General features: G+C 39.3%; 20 protein-coding genes. 3 read left to right on the top strand and 17 right to left on the bottom strand.

What is annotated here, in order from left to right; genetic code table 11:
• Nucleotides 1–149: 149 nt before the first annotated feature.
• The 9 genes from Q0W04_RS04995 to Q0W04_RS04955 all read right to left on the bottom strand — a co-directional run bounded on the left by Q0W04_RS04995 (nt 150) and on the right by Q0W04_RS04955 (nt 10,383).
• Nucleotides 150–1,433 carry a glycosyltransferase gene (locus Q0W04_RS04995; RefSeq protein WP_298500966.1) on the bottom strand — a complete coding sequence of 428 codons (1,284 nt, stop codon included), beginning with the start codon at nt 1,431–1,433 and terminating at the stop codon, nt 150–152.
• 2 nt (nt 1,434–1,435) lie between these two features.
• A complete protein-coding gene (locus tag Q0W04_RS04990; RefSeq protein WP_298500964.1) occupies nt 1,436–2,758 on the bottom strand; it encodes a UDP-glucose/GDP-mannose dehydrogenase family protein in 1,323 nt (440 codons plus the stop codon).
• Between the two features lie 62 nt (nt 2,759–2,820).
• The gene (locus Q0W04_RS04985) at nt 2,821–3,897 is read right to left on the bottom strand and encodes a glycosyltransferase (RefSeq protein ID WP_298500961.1); all 1,077 of its coding nucleotides are present in this window, start codon (nt 3,895–3,897) and stop codon (nt 2,821–2,823) included.
• Nucleotides 3,887–6,220, bottom strand: coding sequence for a glycosyltransferase (locus Q0W04_RS04980; RefSeq protein WP_298500959.1), 2,334 nt, complete (start codon nt 6,218–6,220; stop codon nt 3,887–3,889). The genes Q0W04_RS04985 and Q0W04_RS04980 overlap by 11 nt, the downstream gene beginning before the upstream one ends.
• 15 nt (nt 6,221–6,235) lie before the next feature.
• Nucleotides 6,236–7,342 carry a glycosyltransferase family 2 protein gene (locus tag Q0W04_RS04975; protein WP_298500957.1) on the bottom strand — a complete coding sequence of 369 codons (1,107 nt, stop codon included), beginning with the start codon at nt 7,340–7,342 and terminating at the stop codon, nt 6,236–6,238.
• Nucleotides 7,343–7,361: 19 nt separating this feature from the next.
• Nucleotides 7,362–8,453 carry a glycosyltransferase gene (locus Q0W04_RS04970; RefSeq protein WP_298500955.1) on the bottom strand — a complete coding sequence of 364 codons (1,092 nt, stop codon included), beginning with the start codon at nt 8,451–8,453 and terminating at the stop codon, nt 7,362–7,364.
• Between the two features lie 50 nt (nt 8,454–8,503).
• Nucleotides 8,504–9,529 carry a glycosyltransferase gene (locus Q0W04_RS04965; RefSeq protein ID WP_298500953.1) on the bottom strand — a complete coding sequence of 342 codons (1,026 nt, stop codon included), beginning with the start codon at nt 9,527–9,529 and terminating at the stop codon, nt 8,504–8,506.
• A 23-nt stretch (nt 9,530–9,552) separates the two neighbouring features.
• Nucleotides 9,553–9,942 carry a hypothetical protein gene (locus tag Q0W04_RS04960; protein WP_298500951.1) on the bottom strand — a complete coding sequence of 130 codons (390 nt, stop codon included), beginning with the start codon at nt 9,940–9,942 and terminating at the stop codon, nt 9,553–9,555.
• Nucleotides 9,943–9,951: 9 nt separating this feature from the next.
• Entirely contained in the window at nt 9,952–10,383 is a 432-nt protein-coding gene (locus Q0W04_RS04955) for a universal stress protein (protein WP_298500949.1), read from the bottom strand.
• Between the two features lie 118 nt (nt 10,384–10,501).
• Between Q0W04_RS04955 and Q0W04_RS04950 the strand changes: the two genes are divergently transcribed.
• The 3 genes from Q0W04_RS04950 to Q0W04_RS04940 all read left to right on the top strand — a co-directional run bounded on the left by Q0W04_RS04950 (nt 10,502) and on the right by Q0W04_RS04940 (nt 13,026).
• A complete protein-coding gene (locus Q0W04_RS04950; RefSeq protein WP_298500948.1) occupies nt 10,502–11,440 on the top strand; it encodes a phosphorylcholine transferase LicD in 939 nt (312 codons plus the stop codon).
• 97 nt (nt 11,441–11,537) lie between these two features.
• Entirely contained in the window at nt 11,538–12,638 is a 1,101-nt protein-coding gene (locus Q0W04_RS04945; protein WP_298500947.1) for a cation diffusion facilitator family transporter, read from the top strand.
• A 34-nt stretch (nt 12,639–12,672) separates the two neighbouring features.
• Nucleotides 12,673–13,026 (top strand): hypothetical protein, encoded by a 354-nt coding sequence (locus Q0W04_RS04940; protein WP_298500945.1) that lies wholly within the window; start codon nt 12,673–12,675, stop codon nt 13,024–13,026.
• Nucleotides 13,027–13,044: 18 nt separating this feature from the next.
• On the opposite strand, the gene Q0W04_RS04935 is transcribed toward Q0W04_RS04940, so the two are convergent.
• From Q0W04_RS04935 to Q0W04_RS04900, 8 genes are all read right to left on the bottom strand, one after another.
• Entirely contained in the window at nt 13,045–13,341 is a 297-nt protein-coding gene (locus tag Q0W04_RS04935; RefSeq protein WP_298500944.1) for a hypothetical protein, read from the bottom strand.
• On the bottom strand, nt 13,338–13,628 hold the full coding sequence (locus Q0W04_RS04930) for a hypothetical protein (RefSeq protein ID WP_298500943.1): 291 nt from the start codon (nt 13,626–13,628) through the stop codon (nt 13,338–13,340). Before Q0W04_RS04930 ends, Q0W04_RS04935 begins: the two co-directional genes overlap by 4 nt.
• Nucleotides 13,625–13,990, bottom strand: coding sequence for a GNAT family N-acetyltransferase (locus Q0W04_RS04925; protein WP_298500942.1), 366 nt, complete (start codon nt 13,988–13,990; stop codon nt 13,625–13,627). The genes Q0W04_RS04930 and Q0W04_RS04925 overlap by 4 nt, the downstream gene beginning before the upstream one ends.
• An 88-nt stretch (nt 13,991–14,078) precedes the next feature.
• Nucleotides 14,079–15,203: a zinc ribbon domain-containing protein gene (locus Q0W04_RS04920; protein ID WP_298500941.1), complete on the bottom strand. Its 1,125-nt coding sequence runs from the start codon at nt 15,201–15,203 to the stop codon at nt 14,079–14,081.
• 5 nt (nt 15,204–15,208) lie between these two features.
• On the bottom strand, nt 15,209–15,538 hold the full coding sequence (locus Q0W04_RS04915; protein WP_298500940.1) for a zinc ribbon domain-containing protein: 330 nt from the start codon (nt 15,536–15,538) through the stop codon (nt 15,209–15,211).
• Between the two features lie 9 nt (nt 15,539–15,547).
• Nucleotides 15,548–16,093, bottom strand: a complete 546-nt coding sequence (locus tag Q0W04_RS04910; protein ID WP_298500939.1) for a hypothetical protein — start codon at nt 16,091–16,093, stop codon at nt 15,548–15,550.
• A gap of 36 nt (nt 16,094–16,129) precedes the next feature.
• Nucleotides 16,130–17,029, bottom strand: coding sequence for an SseB family protein (locus Q0W04_RS04905; RefSeq protein WP_298500938.1), 900 nt, complete (start codon nt 17,027–17,029; stop codon nt 16,130–16,132).
• Nucleotides 17,030–17,101: 72 nt separating this feature from the next.
• Nucleotides 17,102–18,025, bottom strand: a complete 924-nt coding sequence (locus Q0W04_RS04900; RefSeq protein ID WP_298500937.1) for an SseB family protein — start codon at nt 18,023–18,025, stop codon at nt 17,102–17,104.
• Nucleotides 18,026–18,246 lie beyond the last annotated feature (221 nt).

Genomic DNA, 18,246 nt, shown 5'->3' with positions numbered 1-18,246 from the left:
AAATAGTTATAACTATATTAAAATAGTGTAGAATTTATCTACAATTATATTTTATACCATTGCACTATTTATTTGTTTATATTATATTCCGGGCGAGGTGGCATACCTTAAACAAATTATTAAAAATAAGAAAAATATTATTAAAAAATTCAGCTCTGTCTTCTTGCGAAATCCCCAACCTTACGAAGGGGCTTTGTAATCTTCCAGCTGGTGGAATTCATCAAATCGTCATTGACCTTTTTAAGCGCATCGTTTCTTTCATTAAGTTTATCGATTTTTCCGTTGAGCCTTTTGATTTGTTTGTTCTTTTTGGCGATGTCACCCTTAAGGGATTTGATCTGGTTTCTTTTATTTGAAATGTCATCGTTGAGCCTGTCAATTCTTCCACGGTAATGAGTGATGCGCTCTTCATATCTATCCTGCTGTTTTACGATTTTATCTTCCAAATCAAACACGTTGATTGAAAGCTCATATTCCCTGTAGGTCTGTGATTCGATGCCCTCATAGAATATCTTTTTGATTCTCTCAGGGGAACTGCGGAAATCCTCATCGTTTGCGTATTCATCCCTTTTGGATTTGAAATCCTTTTGGATTTTATCAAAGAATTCAACCTTCACGTCATCATCGACCTGAGTAAACCTGAAGAATATGTTGTTGAGGGTCTTGAAGTAGAGTTCCTTTCTGTATATATCATAAAGGCCATACTGCTTAGCCACTTCAATAAGCTTGTCTGAAATGGCAATGTAGTCCATAAATGATGCATCGGGAGAATGGGTGATTGAACCCTTTCTGACTCTCTTGTTGCTTAGATATTCATCATAAAAATAAACCCTTTCGGCCTTGAAAAATGACTCTATGAAAAACACGTTGTCTTCAAAAATCAGATTTTCAGGAAATCTGAGATCCTTTATTAAATCGCTTCTGTAGAATTTGCTTGCAGGCGTAACGGCAATCCTGAATACGTCATGAGGATCGATGTCAGCATGTGAGAAAATGTCCTCACCGACAGACTCCTTTAAATAAGGCATGTCATAATACTTGTTCGGCTGCTTTTCGCCTGTTTCATCGTCAAAATTGATAATCTTAAAAATTACAAAATCAAGAGCCTTGTCTTCGGCTATTTTATATAATGTCTCGAATGCATCAGGCTCAATGACATCATCGGAGTCCATGAAATATGTATATTCTCCAGTGATATGGCCCATTGCAGCATTACGTGCCTTTGAAACGCCCAGATTGTCCTGTGATATAACTGTAATCCTGTCGTCTTTAGATTTGTACTCCTCAAGAATTTCAAGTGATGAGTCTGTTGAGCCGTCATTGACGCATACTATATTAAAATCGTCAAATGTCTGATTGAGAAGGCTGTCAAGACATTCTCTCAAGTATTTTTCAACATTGTAAACAGGAACAATTACAGTTAACTTAGGCAAATCTAACACCCTATCTGGTACAGTTCAAATCCTTTTTTGGCTATTTTCTTATCGTAAATATTTCTTCCGTCAAATATTACCTTTTCTGTCAGTTTTTCAGCAAGCAAATCAAAGTCAGGGTTTCTGAATTCCTTCCATTCGGTAATGAGTATCAGCGCATCGCTTCCATCCAGCGCATCATATCTCCTGTCGCAAAACTCAATGGAATCAAGGTATTTGTCATCGATTGCACGCTTAAACTCTTCTGTTGCCTGTGAGTCATATGCCCTGATTTTGGCACCCATCCTGATTAGGTGGGATGCCACAACAAGTGATGTCGCCTCCCTTACATCATCGGTACCCGGCTTGAAAGCAAGACCCCAAATGGCAAATGTGCGGCCGGTTAAATCCTCACCGAACCTGTCCATAACCTTTTTAACCAGAACGGTTTTCTGCTTTTTGTTAACGCTTTCAACGTTTGACAATATTTTAGGTTCGTAACCATGTGTTTCGGCAGTGTTGATTAATGCCTGAACGTCTTTTGGAAAACAGCTTCCCCCATATCCGCATCCTGCATATATGAAATCATAACCGATTCTTTTGTCTGAACCTATTCCAAGCCTTACGTTCTGGACATTGGCACCTGTAACCTCACAGATGTTTGCAATCTCGTTCATGAATGATATCTTGGTTGCAAGCATTGCGTTTGCAACGTACTTGGTCATTTCAGATGACTTGATGTCCATCAAAACGAACCTGTCATGGTTTAAAACGAATGTTGAGTACAAATCCTTTAGGGTTTCAAATACCTCTTCATCCTCGGCTCCGATTACGACACGGTCAGGGTGAAGACAGTCCTCGATTGCGTGGCCTTCCTTTAGAAATTCCGGATTGGATGCCATGCTGATTTTAACTGAGGAATCTCTTTCTTTCAATATTTCATTAATGTGATCTCTTACCTTAAATCCTGTTCCGACAGGTACTGTGGATTTGATTACCACAAGCGAATCCTTTGTAATGTTGTTTGCAATGTCTGAAGCGGCTGAGAAAATGTAGTCAAGGTTTGCGCTTCCGTCCTCGGCCATAGGAGTTCCAACGGCAATGAAAATTATGTTTGTATCGTCAAGAGCTTCCTTAATGTCTGTTGTAAATATCAAATCTCCCTTTTCCTGACTGGTTCTCACCAGAGTTTCAAGATGAGGTTCGAATATAGGCAGAATGTTGTTTTTAAGCCCTTCGATTTTTTCCTCTACAATATCTACACAGTATACCTTATTTCCCATTTTAGAAAAGCAAGCTCCAGTAACGAGCCCTACATAACCAGTTCCAATAACAGTAATATTCATAATATCCCAAAAATTTAAAATTTAATAATAAAATTATGTTTTTTTTATTTATAATAGTTTATCTAAAAAAACTTTTTCAGTTTTCCTTTAAATGATGATTGCTCTTTCTGTTTATCTTCCTTCCTATTTTCGCATTGGCTTAAGGATTCATAGAGAAAGTCATTTTCACGAAGAAGATATTCATACTCCTCATCGCTGAATTGCCTTTTAAGCCTTAAGGGTGATAAGTACTTATAGTATTCTGTCTTATCCCTTTTTGATTTGATATGTGCTTCATCAAGCCTTTTCATCATCTCAAAAAGAAGCGGCCTAACTTCAGGAAGGTTTTCGGTGAAATACTCACGCCTTTCGATGTTTCTCAGATAGGCAAAGGCCCTCATATATACCATGGAAAGAATTGCGTCGGACTTTTTGTTGTATTTGTCTACGACATCGAGATTGTCGAGCATTCTTTTTATCGGTATTGTATAATCTGAAAGGTTGTTTGTCGATGAGGTCGGATTGAACTCACGGTAATAGTAATATGCCTCATCGGTGTATTTTATTGATTTAGCGGCAAATGAGGTTTCATAAAAAAAGGGATTGTCGACCCATGCACCGCCCGGCTCCTCGATAAAAGTTATGTTGTTGTCTAAAAGAAACTCTCTTCTGTATATTCCAGCCCATATTGAGGGATGCGCCTTTATTATTGCAGGATAATCCTCAATTGTAAATTTCACATTTTCCTTTACAAGACCCTTTTTTCCAGTGTCCTTTCTGGTTTCTCTTTCGGATACGTGATAGAAATTGCCCTTTATGACATCAACTGAACCGTTTTCGGATAAATCGAAAAGTGACTCAAACATATTGGAAGCTATGTAGTCATCGGTTTCGACTATTGCAATGTAATCCCCTTTTGCTTCGGCGATTGCAGCGTTCATCTGATGGCCGTAGCTTTTAACGTCACTGTGAAGAAGACGAATCCTTTCATCTTTATCAGCATACATTTCAAGGATTTCAAGTGTTCCGTCATCTGATCCGGCATCGATGCAGATTATCTCAATGTCTCCTAGAGTCTGCATGACAACGCTTTTAATGCACTCTTCGATATAGTCTGCCACATTGAGTGACGGCATTATTACCGATACTTTAGGATTCATGGTATTCATAACCTGTAATTTCACTGTATAATCTGTAAACGTTATCTGCGTTGATATCTGATGTCATGTTGTCTGCCATGTAATAGCATCCGGCACGTGCAATCTTTTTGGACTGGCTTATGTGGTTTACGGCCCATGACATCTTGCTTGCAAGGTCAACCACATCCCCCTGACGGTAGAGTATTCCTGTTTTTGTGTCATCAATAAGTTCACGGGTTCCTGCTGAATCCGCTCCGATTACAAGATTTCCGGAAAGCATTGCCTCAACGGTTGTCCTTCCGAACGCCTCTGATTTGGCGCATGTAAATGAAATGTCAGATTGTGCGTAGAAGTTTTCAACGTCCTGTCTGTATCCGAGATATTCCACATTGTCCATTTTTGCCTTTTTGAAAATGTCTTTTACAAGTTTTCTTATGGCCTTTTTGCCCTTTCCGACAAATGCAATGTCAAAGTCCCTGAATCCGTTTTCATAGAGTTTGACGCATGCCTTTGCAAATTCAATCTGGCCCTTATATTCCTCAAATCCTCCAACCATTATGAACTTGACACGGTCATGGCGGAAAAGAGATCTGTTTGGCTTGTAGAATTTCCTTGAATCGATACCGTTGTATATTCTTACAAGCTTGTTGTTGTCTATGACGTTTCTGTACTTGTCATAGAGACTGTCTGATATTGTTATTACACGGTCTGCCTCATTGATTAGGGCGTTTCCATCCTCACGGTCCCATAGGGTATTTCCCTGATCCTCTTCAAGAAACTCCCTCAAATGCCATACGAACGGAACATCGCATTCAAGAGCCGCTTCTGCACCTACATATGAATATGTGGTGTTGATATGTACAATGTCAAAGTCATTGATTTTGATGAACTTGGATATTGTCTCGATTGCCTTTTCGTTGACCTTTTTCTTTCTTTCAACTTCCTTTTCATAGGTCTCGTCCTTAACCTGGTCCATCGGTATGACCCAGTCTTCAGACGGTATAAGCATGTGTTTTATGTATAACGAGTCTAGAATCTCCTCACCGTTTCCTTTGTTTGGAAGTATGACAAACGGCTCCATGCCGTATTTGTTTTTAAGCTTTGCTGCAAGATAGCTCATTGAAAGGAATGCTCCTGATGAGCGGTTGTTGTCTGAAGGTATAAACAGCACTCTGAACTTTTCTTTAGGACGCATTTCAAGTTTGTCCCTTGAAAGCCTTTCGACCCTGCGCTTTACCTGGCCGGCTGCCCTTAAAGGCATTGTAACCTTCCAGCTGTTTGATGACATCAAATCAGTAGTAATTTCTTCAAGAATGGCGTTTCGCCTTTCCAGATCCTCATTGTCCAGTTCCAAAAGACCGTTTTCAAGGGTAACGTCAAAGGTTTCAAAATCATCAATATTGACAACGCAATTGAAAAACACCTTGTTTTTCTTCCAAAGACAACCTATAAAGTCATCATATCTCTCATCATCAAGCATCTTGAAGAAATCCTCCCTTAAAAGATGGTAGAATTCCTCCTTGTACTCCTCCTGAATTGTAGTATATCTTAAGATGAGAAGATTGAGCTTTCTGTTGTACAGTCTGTGGCGGTGCTTTTCGAACTGTCCGTGGTTTATGAAAATCTGTGTAATCATGTTGTTGATGATTATTGAGTTGAAAAAGCGCCTGTCTCCTGCACCTGTTGATGATGCGGAGTGTCTGCGTCTTGTATATAAAAATTTCTCATAAAAGTAAATCCTTTTTGCATAAAGAAGTGTGTCCCAGAAGAATATGTTGTCATGAAAAATAAGACCTTCGGCAAATCTAGCCCCTGTGCTTTCGACAAACTCACGATTGTAGAACTTGCTCCACGGTGTAACGGACATCTTGAATATCAAATCGCCGATATCCTCATGGCTGAATATCTTATCGCCCACTGCCTCTGCAAGCTCGGCCATCGTATAGTCCTGGGTTTCATAGTACTCGCCTGTATCTTCGGCGTAGTTCATTGCCTGGAAAATGAGAAAGTCGACTTTCTTGTCCTCTGCGATTTCATAAAACTCCTGCAGGGCGTTTGAGTCAAGAGAATCATCCGCATCCATAAAGTATATGTATTTTCCGGTTGCATGGGGAAGGGCTGTGTTACGGGCAGCTCCGCCGCCTCTGTTTTCCTGATGGAAAACCCTTACGCGCCTGTCTGATTTTGCAAACTCGTTCAGCATTTCAAGTGAGCTGTCGACCGAACCGTCATCGACACACAGAACTTCCAGATCTGTCAGTGTCTGGCTGAGGATTCCGTTTATGGACTCCTCGAGGTATTTTTCGGCATTGTAAACCGGAATGATAACAGAAACTTTAACCATAATAAACCACCGAATCTAGTTTCTCCTTAATTTTTGGGTAAGCTTCCAGCTGTTTGAATTTCTAAGCTGGCTGTTTAGCTTGTTCAATCTCAAATTCTCATTGGTGAGCCATTCATTGTCCTTTTTAAGCTCGTAATTTTTTATCCTGAGCTGGAACTCATCGAAATCCTTGGATTTGATGACTACCGTAAATACTCTCTTGTCGTTGTTGTTCAAGGCATCATAAAAGAACCTGCAGAACCTTTCGTCACTTGCAATCCTGTCATAGTCCCTTTTCATTGCAATGAAGTAATCTTTTTTGTATTCGTCTCTGATGCCCTTGTATCTTGCATATACCTTGTTCACCTTCTTGAATGCAAGCTCAACTATAAATCTGTCAAAGACATCATGCTTGAAGAACTTCTCCCATATCATGTCTGAGATTGTAACGAAATCTATAAAACGCCTGTCTCCTGCACCTGTTGATGATGCGGAATGTCTTCTTCTTGTATAGAGGCATTTTTTGTAAAAGTAAATCCTTTCGGCTTCAAATATCACATCAAAAAAGAATATGTTGTCGTGGAAAATCAGGCCTTCTGCAAACTGTGCTCCTGACCTTTTTACAAATTCGGTATTGTAGAACTTGCTCCACGGTGTAACTGACATCTTGAATAATAAATCTCCTATGTCCTGCCAGCTGAATATGGAATCTCCCACGAATTCCGCAAGCTCTGCCATAGTATAGTCCTCGGTTTCGTAGTACTCGCCGGTATCCTCATCGTAGTTTGTTGCCTGAAAGAGAAGAAAGTCAAGATTCTTTTCCTCGGCTATTTTATAGAACTGCTTTAAAGCGGTTTTGTCAAGTATATCATCGGCATCCATGAAATAGATGTATTTTCCCTTTGCATGGGGAATTGCCACGTTACGTGCGGCCCCTCCGCCACGGTTTTCCTGGTGGATGAACTTCACACGACTGTCACGCTTTGAAATTTCCTGTAAAATCTCAAGTGACCTGTCTGTTGAGCCGTCATCAACGCATAAAACCTCCAAATCATCCAATGTCTGATTCAGGACACCGTCGATTGACTCTTTTAAGTATTTCTCGGCATTGTATACCGGAACAATAACAGAAACCTTAACCATAATATCACGCACGGAAAAACTATTTTCTTATTGACCTTAAAGGCTTTGTAATCTTCCAGCTGTTTGAGGATTCATATTCCTCAATCTTCTTTTTAAGCCTTTCGTTTTCCCTTTTAAGTTCAAAATTCTCCATAAGCAGGCTGAATTCATCGTTGTTTTTGGATTTTATTGCATTTTTAAAGATAATTCTGTTTGAAGCTGTGCTTTTATCCAGAAAGTTCTGGCAAAATTCCTTATCTGCTGCAATCTTCATGTAGTCCTCCTTCATTTCCTCAAAGAAAATGTCTTTGAACTCATCGTTGATGTGTCTGTACCAGTAGTATACTGTACTTACCTTCTTGAAGTAGAGTTCCTTTTCAAATTCCCAGAAAACGCCGTACTTGATGAATACCTGCCATATCAAATCGCATATGTGAATGTAGTCCTTGAAGTGCCTTGCACCGGACCTTGTTGAGGATGATGAGTACCATCTTCTCTTGAATAGATGCTTTTTGAGAAATGTAATCCTTTCAGCCGCAAAGAGCACGTCATAGAAAAATACGTTGTCGTCAAATACAAGCCCTTCGGGAAAGGTAATGCTGTTTTTTTCGATAAATTCCCTGTTGTAGAGTTTGGACCATGGGGTTACGGTAAAGTCAAAGACATAGTCCTTCACGTCTTTGTAGCTGAAAACCGAATCCTTCACGTGGTCAGCTATCTCATTCATGCTGTAGTTTTCAGCCTCCACAAGCTCACCGGTATCCATGTAGTAGTTTATTGCCTGGAAAATCACAAAATCAACGTTCTTTTCTTCTGCCACATTGTATGACTCTTCAAGTGCCTTCAAATCCAGAATGTCGTCTGAGTCCATCAAAAACAGGTACTTTCCCTTTGCAAGTTTCATACCATTGTTTGTTGCAACAGCATGACCACCGTTTTCCTGATCGATTACGGTGATACGGTCATCCTTTGCGGCATATTCATTTAAAATTTCCAGGGATTTGTCCTTTGAGCCGTCATTGACGCATATTATTTCAATGTCATCCAATGTCTGATTTGTTATGCTGTCAAGACATTCGCCCAAAAATTCTTCTACATTATAAACGGGAATAACAACAGATACTTTAACCATATAAATCCTCATTTAATAATTATGTTTTAAAAAGTATTTAAAGTTAAATGTTATTTTAAAAGGCTTTTAAGCTTATTTTTGAGTTTTCTTGAGAAATTATTCCTATGGCTTTCGATGGTTTTGTCAAATTCGGCCGGTGTTTTTGAGTCGAGAACGCTTTTGAAAATGAAAAGGTTTTCACCGTCAAGATAGGCTGTGAAATCCTCTGGTGTTTTTGAGTAGTCTTTTTTAAGTTCATTAAAAAATAAATCCTTGAATTCATCCTTGATTTCAACGTAGCGTGTATATGTCCACAATACCTTCTTGTTGTAGAGGATATGTTTGAAATCATCAAGCTTTTCGTATTTTTCAAAAAGCAGTATGATGTTGTTGACCACATTTATGATGTTTACGTATCTCTCATCGCCGGCTCCGGTAGATGATGCTGAGTGCCTTCTTCTTGTGTAGTAGGCCTTGTCAATAAAATACATTCTTTTTGCATTGAAAAGCACTTCCCAGAAAAACTGGTTGTCGTGGAAAATGGATCCTTCAAGAAACCTTGCGCCGCTTCTTTTGACAAATTCAAGATTGTAGAACTTGCACCACGGAGTAACGCTGATGTTGAATATAAGCTCACCCAAATCATCCGGGCTGAAGACTTTATCTTGTGCGAATTCCGCAATTTTTGCCATGTTGTAGTAGTCGGTTTCAAAGTACTCGCCGGTATCATCGGCATAGTTTATTGCCTTGAAAATAATAAAATCAAGACTGTTTTTTTGAGATATTTCATAAAAATCAGAAAATGCATTTAAATCCAGCTCATCGTCGGCATCCATAAAATAGAGATACTCACCTGTGGTATGCTTCAGTGCGCTGTTTCTTGCAGCGCCGCCGCCACGGTTGGTCTGGTGGTAGACACTTACGCGAGAGTCTTTAGAAGCAATGTCGTTTAAAATGTCTAAGGAGTCATCTGTTGAGCCGTCATCAACGCAAATCAGTTCCAAATCCTCAAGTGTCTGGTTTAAAATGCAGTCAACGGATTTCACCAGATAGTCGGCTGCATTGTAAACAGGCATTATTACAGATACCTTAGTCATCCAAAACCTCAAAAAAAATAAAATCAGTGCAGGCCGTCATCAATTGCAAGGTTTGTGACGCTGCTTGATGGTTTGTTAAACAATGTACCGTTATAGTTGCAGTGAACTGTGTAGTTTCCGTTTTCAAATGTCTGAAGTTCCACAGTTGCCTTACCGTTATCGTCGGTTGTTGCCTGATATTTGTTTGCCCATCCTGAATCATCCAATATCTTTACGTCAATGACTTCATTCGGATAGACGTTTCTGTACTCATCGGTAAGCACAAGCTCCAGAATGTCACCGTTTTTAAGTGTGGAGTTGCTTGTCACTTCTATTTTGGTATTGTGGCTGTTTGCTGAAATGAAGATGAATGATGCAATCGCCAATACGGCTATTACGCCAACAGCTATAATAATTGTACGTCTTCTGTCCATAGATACACCTTAGATTTCGTTGTTGTGGATTAGCAAAACGTCAATGTCTGCGGTTTTCAAAACCTTTTCTGCAACGCTTCCAATAATCAGCCTGTGAAGACCGCTTTTACCTGAAGCTGAAATCACGATAAGCTCAACGCCTTCCTCGGCTACAACCTCATTGATTGTTTCTGCCGGAAAACCTGTCCTTACGATTGTCTTGACGTTAAGGGAATCGTCGAACTTGTCGGCCATGCTTTTGACAGCAGTTTTTGCTTCCTTCAAAAGTCTTTCATTGACCTTTCTTACCTTATTTCTACTTTGAAATGCACTGGAAGTCAGTTTTCCAGCTACAGAAAGCACTATTATCTCACCGTCATCTGCAATGAGCTTGGTGACCCTGTCAACTTCCTGTTCGGCATAACCTGATCCGTCGGTAGGTAATAAAATTTTCTGATACATTAATCATACACCTTGAATTTACTATAATATAATATTTAAATGTCATACTAAATAAATTTAAATATTTTCACTGCATAAAAGAATATCATAAAAAGGATTGTGGTTTTCAATGTCTTTAATGAACAAGGTAAGAAAAATTAAATCAAAGGTAGGCAGACTCATAAGGGGAAACAGAGAGCTTGAAATGAGAATCAGAAAGTTGGAGAGGGAAAACGCCGAAATTTTGGACTCCTACAACATTCTTTTCAATAACCTTTACGTTTTCCATGAACTTACCCCAAAAAGACTGGTTGTTCAGTCACGTGAACTGGTTTTGGAAATGCTTGACTTTATCGACAACGTGTGCAAAAAGCACGGCATCGAATGGTGGCTTTACGGAGGAAGCCTTCTTGGAGCATACAGGCACGGCGGATTCATCCCGTGGGATGATGACTGCGACATCAACATGATGAGATGCGACTATGAGAAATTCCTCGATGTCGTCAGAGCGGAGGTCAAATCATACGGTCTTGAGGACAATCTACTTGTGAAAAATACCGCAAAGGCCGGCGGAAAGATTACTCCATTCACCAAGCTCGACTACTGGGTCGAAGATGATTTGATAGGTTTTGTTGACGTTTTCCCGACAGATTACGTTGAAAAGATTACCGATGATTTAAAGGAAAAATACCTTGAAGAGCACAAACGCTTCAGAGTTGAGATAAACGCCGGAGCCGACAGACGTGAACTCCTAAAATCCACATTCCAAAAGCTTAACCTTACAACCGAAAAGTGCGACCATGTAATGACATCAATCGAGGACAGCGACTTTTCATTCGGAGTATATGAAACAGACGAGATGTTTCCGCTCTCCACAATCGGCTTCGAGTCAAGAGAATACCCATGTCCCAAAAACCCTGTTCATTATCTTGAATACAGATACGGGGACTATCTCAAGGTTCCAAAGAAAGTGGAGATACATGATTTCCACCACCGTCTTTTAAAGACCGAAAACATTCATGAAATCCTTGAGCGTGAAATCGACAGACTCCACAAAATCAATGAAAATTTTGAATAAACCCATCACCAAAAATCTATTGGAGAATGAATACAATCATACTTTTTTTCGAATTTAATAACAATATTTTTAACCATTGCCCAACAGACATTACATTATGACAAGACAGGAAAAAATCATTAAAACCAGTATAATCGGAATTGCTGTCAATCTGGTTCTGGTTGCATTTAAGGCAACTATCGGAATTCTGGTAAATTCAATTGCGATTACATTGGATGCAGTAAACAACCTGACCGATGCCTTGTCTTCCATAATAACAATCATAGGTACAAAGCTGGCAAACAAGGCCCCTGACAAGGACCATCCTTACGGATTCGGAAGAATAGAATACTTCTCTTCAGTCATTATCGTTGCAATCGTGCTTTGGGCTGGAGTTACAGCATTGCTTGAGTCCGCTCCAAAGATATGGAATCCTGACGTTACAAGCTATTCAGTGGTTTCACTTATAATCATTGCTGTTGCAGTTGGCGTGAAATTCGTTTTGGGAAGATATGTCAAGAGCGTTGGTGAGACCATAAACTCACAGGCACTTGTGGCATCCGGAAGCGATGCATACTTTGATGCTATACTTTCCTTTGCAACACTCGTCGGAGCAATAATATCATACATCTGGGGAATTTCCGTTGAGGGAATTTTAGGCGTAATAATTTCAGCCGTCATTATCAAGGCAGGTATTGACATGCTTCGCGAAACCGTCGACAGCCTCATAGGCAAAAGAATCGATACCGAATTAAGTAAAAAAATCAAAAAATCAATTATGGAGTTTCCGCAGGTTTATGGAGTATATGACTTGGTGCTTCACAACTACGGACCTGAAAGCATGAACGGATCTATCCACGTAAAGGTTGACGATTCACTTACGGCCGTTGAAATCCAGAAGCTTTCAAGACTTATTTCCGGTAAAATCTATGAGGAGTTTACAATCGCTGTAACCGTCGGAATCTATGCAAAGCAGGAAGGATATCGCGAAATTCAGGATGACTTGGCTGAAATATGTGCCAAATACGAAGGAATCATTGAAACCCACGGATTTATTGTCTATGAGGAGGACAAGCTCGTTACTGTTGACATGATTGTTGACTTTGACTATGACCGGGAAGATATCAAGGCAAAGGTAATCGGCGAAATCAAGCAAAAACATTCCGAATATGACTATCTAATCATAGATGACTACGACGTGAGTGATATTAATAAATAGGATAAGATACTAATATATTAACAGGTGATATTTTATGGCACTCGATAAGAAAAACATTATTTTGGTTGCCATTGCAATTTTGGTCATTGCACTGGTTGGCGTTGCAGCATACGTCTACACTTCAGACAATACCGCAATGGACATCACCAACAATACAACTCAAAAAACTGTAATCAACGCAGACAACATTACAAATACAAATGTTGTTGGAGACAATTCAACTAGAGTCAATGAAACAAACAATACCAATGCAACTTATAAAGTTTACAACCCTCAAACCGATTCATATGTTACCGTAATCGGCGAAAAGTTCGATGAAGAAGTACAAAGATGGTATACATATGATGATGAAGGTGTAAGATACTACAATACAAGAATTAACAAATAGGGTTAATTCTTTCTTTTTTTATTTTTTTAGAAAAACTTCGTTTATCAGATTATCGCGGTATGTGGTCTCGTCTTTAAGCGATTCGATTGCGTGAATGACATTAAGCTTTAAATCCTCTAATTTTATACGTGTTTCAATGTCATTGAAGTCCACTTCAAAGAAAAACAGATATTTGACTTCCATATCCCAGCTATAGACAACCCAGCTTGGTCCGTTTATGTCTAAAAGCCTTGAAGACCATGATGCCATTATGGAAATTAGTCTGGATGAGACATCCTCAACGTCAAAGTCTTCGGCTATGAAAATCTCTTTCATTGATAAAAAACCTCTGATTCCTGTTTAGGCTCGACAACCTCGATTTCCTCACGGTTGAATATTGCAAACATCACGATTTCGGATTTTCTGATTGACATTGCCTGGGCAACGCTTTCATCCTCAAATGATTCCATTGCGACGTTTACCCATTCGTCGTCTTCTGCCAGGTATCTGCACGGCTCGAAAAGCTGGTATCTTGTAATTATTGTCAAAAGAAAATCTTCAATGTTTTTGTTTTCGTTTTTGTACTGTGAGTTTAGTTCCAAAACCTTTTGTTTGATGTTCATTTTTTTACCTCATATAAGAATTCGTAATGGTCAATTCCGTCTTCCAGATAGACGTCAGAGACTTTCCTAAAACCTAAACTGCAGTAGAAATCCAAAAGATATGCCTGACCGGACAGTCTGATTTTATCCTTTCCCAAATAATCTGTAATGAAACAGATTGCCTTTTTCATCATTTGCTGTGAAATGCCCTGACCCCTATAGTCCTTTTTAACGATCAGCCTTCCGATTGCCATTTCATCATATGAAACGCCTTCGGGAAGTATTCTCAAAACAGAAACCACCTCGTCTCCGTCCATTAAAAACATATGCCATGCGCACAAATCCTTGCCGTCAAGGTCCTGATATGGGCAGTCCTGCTCCACAACAAAGACTTCACTTCTAAGGCGTAAAATCCCATAAAGCTCATATAATGACAGTTCATCAAATTTCTTAAGTATATGCCTAATGATATCACCATTGCATGTTGTATTTCTTTAATGTGTCAATGTTATCGCAGGCGATTTCAAATCCATCTGCCATGACAAGCCTCAGTGCCTGAATCAGTCCCCTGCCGTTTAAAAGCATACAGTTTTCATGTTCAAGATTGGAGTAATCAGGCCTTTCCATTATGTCTGATTTAAACTGCCTTTTTATCTCTTCAAGCATGTCACGGTCAACGTATGCCTCGATGATTTTTTTGATATGGTCTGCAAGAGTATTTCCGATTGCCTTGATCATCTCTATTTCCTCGTCCGGTGCGTCTATTGAATTTTGGATGTTTAGAAATGATGAATAGTCCTGATAGCCCATAAGTGTGAAGCGTCCCTCGACTGTGTGTGCTGCATACTCGTCAATCAACTGATTTATCTGTGAGTATGAAAGAATATATGTTGCAACCGATTCGATTTGGGCTGTTTTGGCGCAGTCCAAAAGCAGACAGAGAATGCGGCAAACTATCTCTTTTATTAGAAAATGTGTAAGTTCATGGAGAAGCGTTGTAATCTGAAGGGCGTCAAGCTGTCTGTCATCAACATAAATCCTGTTGAATTCGTAATATCCGAGTTCTGAGCCCTGTGATTTGTATTCGATATCAACAAATGACTTTGAAAAAAGCAAAATCTTCTCAAGAACAGACAACTCCTTTAAATTGATGTCGTTTTCCTTGATGGCTTTATCGACGTTTGCGATTGCGGCCATTCTGATTTCATCGATTATCTTTTTGAAATGGGCTACCCTCAGATTAAACTTTCTGACTGCTTTAATGTTGTTCTCAGAAAATATTTCCTCAAAGCTTTCATAGACATTTTCGCCGGCAACATCAAAGACATGTGATACTTCAAGCTCATATATATTGACATCTTCGATGTCTGTAAGCTTTACGCCGCATTTCATGCAGAACATTTCGCTTTCGGGATATTTTTCCCCGCAGCTTGGACACTGCATCAGCGGCTCTTCGAACTTTGGCTCGAAAGCCATATCAGAAAAACTGATTTCTTTAAGACAATAATTAAGGTGTGGAGGATTTAAAAGCGAATCTATCAGCCGTGTTTTTTCCACATCTTCTTTTGCATATTTTTCAAGAATTTCAAAAGTCATTTAAATCATATGTAAAAAATTATTCTAAGGAAGTTAAAAATTACCTTTAAAACTGATACCCCTATTACTGCCGAACCATAGGTTTTAGCCCTTGAGCTGTCCTTTCGGGTATAAATGTAAATTCCAATGATAATTCCGATTAAAGGAAAAATCAGAAATCCTATCGCCCCACCTATGAGTGATATTAATTTATAATCCTTTTCAACAACAGGAGGTGTGAACTTGTACTCGGACGGGTTTGTTTTTTGGCTTCCATCCAGTTTCATTCCGCAGCTTTTGCAGAATTTTGCATCGTCTATGAGATGCTCTCCACAGTTCGGACAGTATTTTGTCATTTTATCACCTTATGCGAAGAGTTTCATCAAGAGTTCCTCTTCTGTTCTGTAAAAGTCAAGTTTCAAAAGGGTCATCAGTGTCTCAGGAGCTCCTATGAGCTGTTTCATCTCATACCATGGGATGTATACCTTCTCTGCACCCTGTTCATGGCAGACCTGAAGTATCTGCGGCAGGTTCTGGGAGTTTTCAACGCCCAAAACGACGATGTTTTCACCTATGGCCTCATCCCTTTTTATTGTTTCACCTGCAACAAGCTCCTGGATTTCAAAATCACTTGGTTCGCCTTTACCTGAAAGATTTCTAACTACAGTCTCGCCGTTTTCGATTTTTAGGAAAAAAACCTCACCATTATCAACAAAGTATACCTCGCCGACATCAGGTGTTGTCTTCAAAAGATCAACGGCTTCGATTTCATCAAAAACGACCTCTTCCTTTTCCATCTTTACGTAGGTGAAACCATCCTCACCTGCAATCTTTTTTAAAAGTCGGATGATTTCCTCGTTTTGCTTTTCGATGTTTCTGTTTATTTCTATTAACTCGGATAATTCAGACATGGTTTATAGTTTATATTTTGTGAGTATTAAAAATTTTCATACACTGAAAAGATAGTACATTGATGTGGAAAGCCTTTCGTCGTTTGCAAATCTCTCAAAGCCAAGTGAATAGTTCAAAAGCTTGGTTCTTGAAATTAGAACGTCATCCGAGCCGGGATTGAGTATGATGCCGTCCATGTCCTCGGTTAAAACGAAATTGACAAGGGTTGCAAGGTTTACAATCTGGGCGTAGCGGAACTTTGAGGTATTTATTTTTGATATTTTTTCACGGGATGAGAAAATGGTTGCATATACTCCGCCGACATTGTCGGTAAACATGCTTGCAAGAGGTCCGGTTTTCTGCATGTCGATGATGCCGTCTTTCATATACGCCTCCAGGCTGCTTTCAGACTCCATGAGACAGAGAATGTCTGATGATGCAAGCCTTTCAAAGAGCCCCTCATAGTCACCGATGTTCTGGCGGTTTGCTGCAAACTCCTCCAAGTCGGAATTATCTATTGCATCATAGATTGCCTTAAGCTCACCGGGAGTGTAAGGATTCTGTGAGTAGAAAAATGTTTTTGGAAGGTTTTCAATCGATAAGATGAACTCCTTTTTGAAGAGATACTTTTCCGATGCTGGATTGAGGATATATCCTTCGATTTCGGAGTTTTTTAAAATGTTCTGGTAAAGCTCGAAGGTGTTGTTTAAAACCTCAACGTCATCGCCTTTAAAAAACTTGTGAAATTCGTCAAGATCTGTAAAAAGGGGAGTTATCATCAAATCATCATCCTCATAGATTATGAAGTTGAGCTTTCCGTCTTGCCTTTTGGCCGGAATGTATAGGTTGGAGTATCTGAATTCATTTATAAGCCTTAAAAGCAAATCCTCGGTTATTTCATTGCCGTTTAGATATATGTCTTCAATGACAGTTCTGAGGTGTTTGTGTGTTATCATCAAAAGTAGTTTTGTTTTGAAAGCTTAAAAGGGTTTTGAAAAAAAATAAAAAAAGAATTTGTCAAAGACAAATTATAATATGAATGCATAATCCAGGCAGTTTTTAAAGCTTGCGTCTTCAGCCACAAGGTCGATTCCGCTTGCCTGGGCGAGTATTGCGCTTCTTTCGATAAGATAATCATCGCTTTCAGGGTTGATGATTACCCCGTCCATGTCGTTTCTCAGGACAAACTCAAACAGTGAACTTAGCCTTGTAAGCTGAGCGTAGTAGAAAAGGCCGTCTTCATCAAGAGCTTTAGATATTGCATCTTTGTCGGTGAACACTATTCCATAGCCTGAATCGTCATCTTCCATCACGCAAAGGCTGAATCCGTCAACGTCATCGGCTTTGATGATGCCGTCATCGGCAAACTCATCAAGTGAAGTTTCGCTTACGACGAGATTTATAAGCCATGAGCCTGACAGTTCGGCCATAAGGCCTTCCAAATCATCATCATTTGACTCGTCACGTATGAACTGACAAAGGGATTCGTTTGAAACGCTGTCATATACCTGTCTTATTTCATTAACGGAACGGGCCTTGATGTCATCATAGGAAATGGAGAAGTCTTCGGCTGCAAACTCGATCATTTCAGGTGTGACGAAAAATGATTCCCCTTCAGGGTCTATAACAATTGCGTCAATGTCATCTGAGATTCCAGCATAGATTTCAAACTCGTTTGAAACAGGTTTGAATTCTGAGTTATCATCGTAGTGTTTGAAGAACTCTTCCTCGCTTGTGAAAAGCGGAAGCACGTTCAAATCATCCTCTTCGAAAATGAATGTTTCGTAAACAAGTTCTTCTCCCTCATCGATACCTGGAATAAACAGATTTGACACTTTAAGCTCTAAAATGAAGTCAGTCATTTTTTCAGCCGCATTGTCATCGTTTTCCAATGCCCTTTTAAGTTCAACAATCGCTTGTCCCAGATAATTATTTGAAACACCTGAAGTCATAATAATCACTTAATTATTAAATATCAAATTCATAGTATTAAACGATTTCTATTAAAGTATATCTATGATATAGTTAATGAGTGGTCAAAGCGATGAAAAAATGTAAAAAACTGTGAAAAACTTGATAACACAATATAAATAGTTAAAACTGGTATAAAAGTACTAAATAAGCGATATATAAATAACAATGTATGGCTAAACTCACACAAGAAGAACTATGG

This window comes from uncultured Methanobrevibacter sp., from assembly GCF_947170395.1.
Taxonomy (GTDB): Archaea; Methanobacteriota; Methanobacteria; order Methanobacteriales; family Methanobacteriaceae; genus Methanocatella.
Note: the sequence above shows the minus strand (reverse complement) of the source record. Positions and strands in the feature narration are given on the sequence as shown.

Excerpts from the sequence above, each read along its gene's own strand:
- Q0W04_RS04990 (WP_298500964.1), bottom strand. The coding sequence starts at position 2,758 with ATGAATATTACTGTTATTGGAACTGGTTATGTAGGGCTCGTTACTGGA.
- Q0W04_RS04985 (WP_298500961.1), bottom strand. The coding sequence starts at position 3,897 with ATGAATCCTAAAGTATCGGTAATAATGCCGTCACTCAATGTGGCAGAC.
- Q0W04_RS04980 (WP_298500959.1), bottom strand. The coding sequence starts at position 6,220 with ATGGTTAAAGTTTCTGTTATCATTCCGGTTTACAATGCCGAAAAATAC.
- Q0W04_RS04975 (WP_298500957.1), bottom strand. The coding sequence starts at position 7,342 with ATGGTTAAGGTTTCTGTTATTGTTCCGGTATACAATGCCGAGAAATAC.
- Q0W04_RS04970 (WP_298500955.1), bottom strand. The coding sequence starts at position 8,453 with ATGGTTAAAGTATCTGTTGTTATTCCCGTTTATAATGTAGAAGAATTT.
- Q0W04_RS04965 (WP_298500953.1), bottom strand. The coding sequence starts at position 9,529 with ATGACTAAGGTATCTGTAATAATGCCTGTTTACAATGCAGCCGACTAT.
- Q0W04_RS04960 (WP_298500951.1), bottom strand. The coding sequence starts at position 9,942 with ATGGACAGAAGACGTACAATTATTATAGCTGTTGGCGTAATAGCCGTA.
- Q0W04_RS04955 (WP_298500949.1), bottom strand. The coding sequence starts at position 10,383 with ATGTATCAGAAAATTTTATTACCTACCGACGGATCAGGTTATGCCGAA.
- Q0W04_RS04950 (WP_298500948.1), top strand. The coding sequence starts at position 10,502 with ATGAACAAGGTAAGAAAAATTAAATCAAAGGTAGGCAGACTCATAAGG.
- Q0W04_RS04945 (WP_298500947.1), top strand. The coding sequence starts at position 11,538 with ATGACAAGACAGGAAAAAATCATTAAAACCAGTATAATCGGAATTGCT.
- Q0W04_RS04940 (WP_298500945.1), top strand. The coding sequence starts at position 12,673 with ATGGCACTCGATAAGAAAAACATTATTTTGGTTGCCATTGCAATTTTG.
- Q0W04_RS04935 (WP_298500944.1), bottom strand. The coding sequence starts at position 13,341 with ATGAAAGAGATTTTCATAGCCGAAGACTTTGACGTTGAGGATGTCTCA.
- Q0W04_RS04930 (WP_298500943.1), bottom strand. The coding sequence starts at position 13,628 with ATGAACATCAAACAAAAGGTTTTGGAACTAAACTCACAGTACAAAAAC.
- Q0W04_RS04920 (WP_298500941.1), bottom strand. The coding sequence starts at position 15,203 with ATGACTTTTGAAATTCTTGAAAAATATGCAAAAGAAGATGTGGAAAAA.
- Q0W04_RS04915 (WP_298500940.1), bottom strand. The coding sequence starts at position 15,538 with ATGACAAAATACTGTCCGAACTGTGGAGAGCATCTCATAGACGATGCA.
- Q0W04_RS04910 (WP_298500939.1), bottom strand. The coding sequence starts at position 16,093 with ATGTCTGAATTATCCGAGTTAATAGAAATAAACAGAAACATCGAAAAG.
- Q0W04_RS04905 (WP_298500938.1), bottom strand. The coding sequence starts at position 17,029 with ATGATAACACACAAACACCTCAGAACTGTCATTGAAGACATATATCTA.
- Q0W04_RS04900 (WP_298500937.1), bottom strand. The coding sequence starts at position 18,025 with ATGACTTCAGGTGTTTCAAATAATTATCTGGGACAAGCGATTGTTGAA.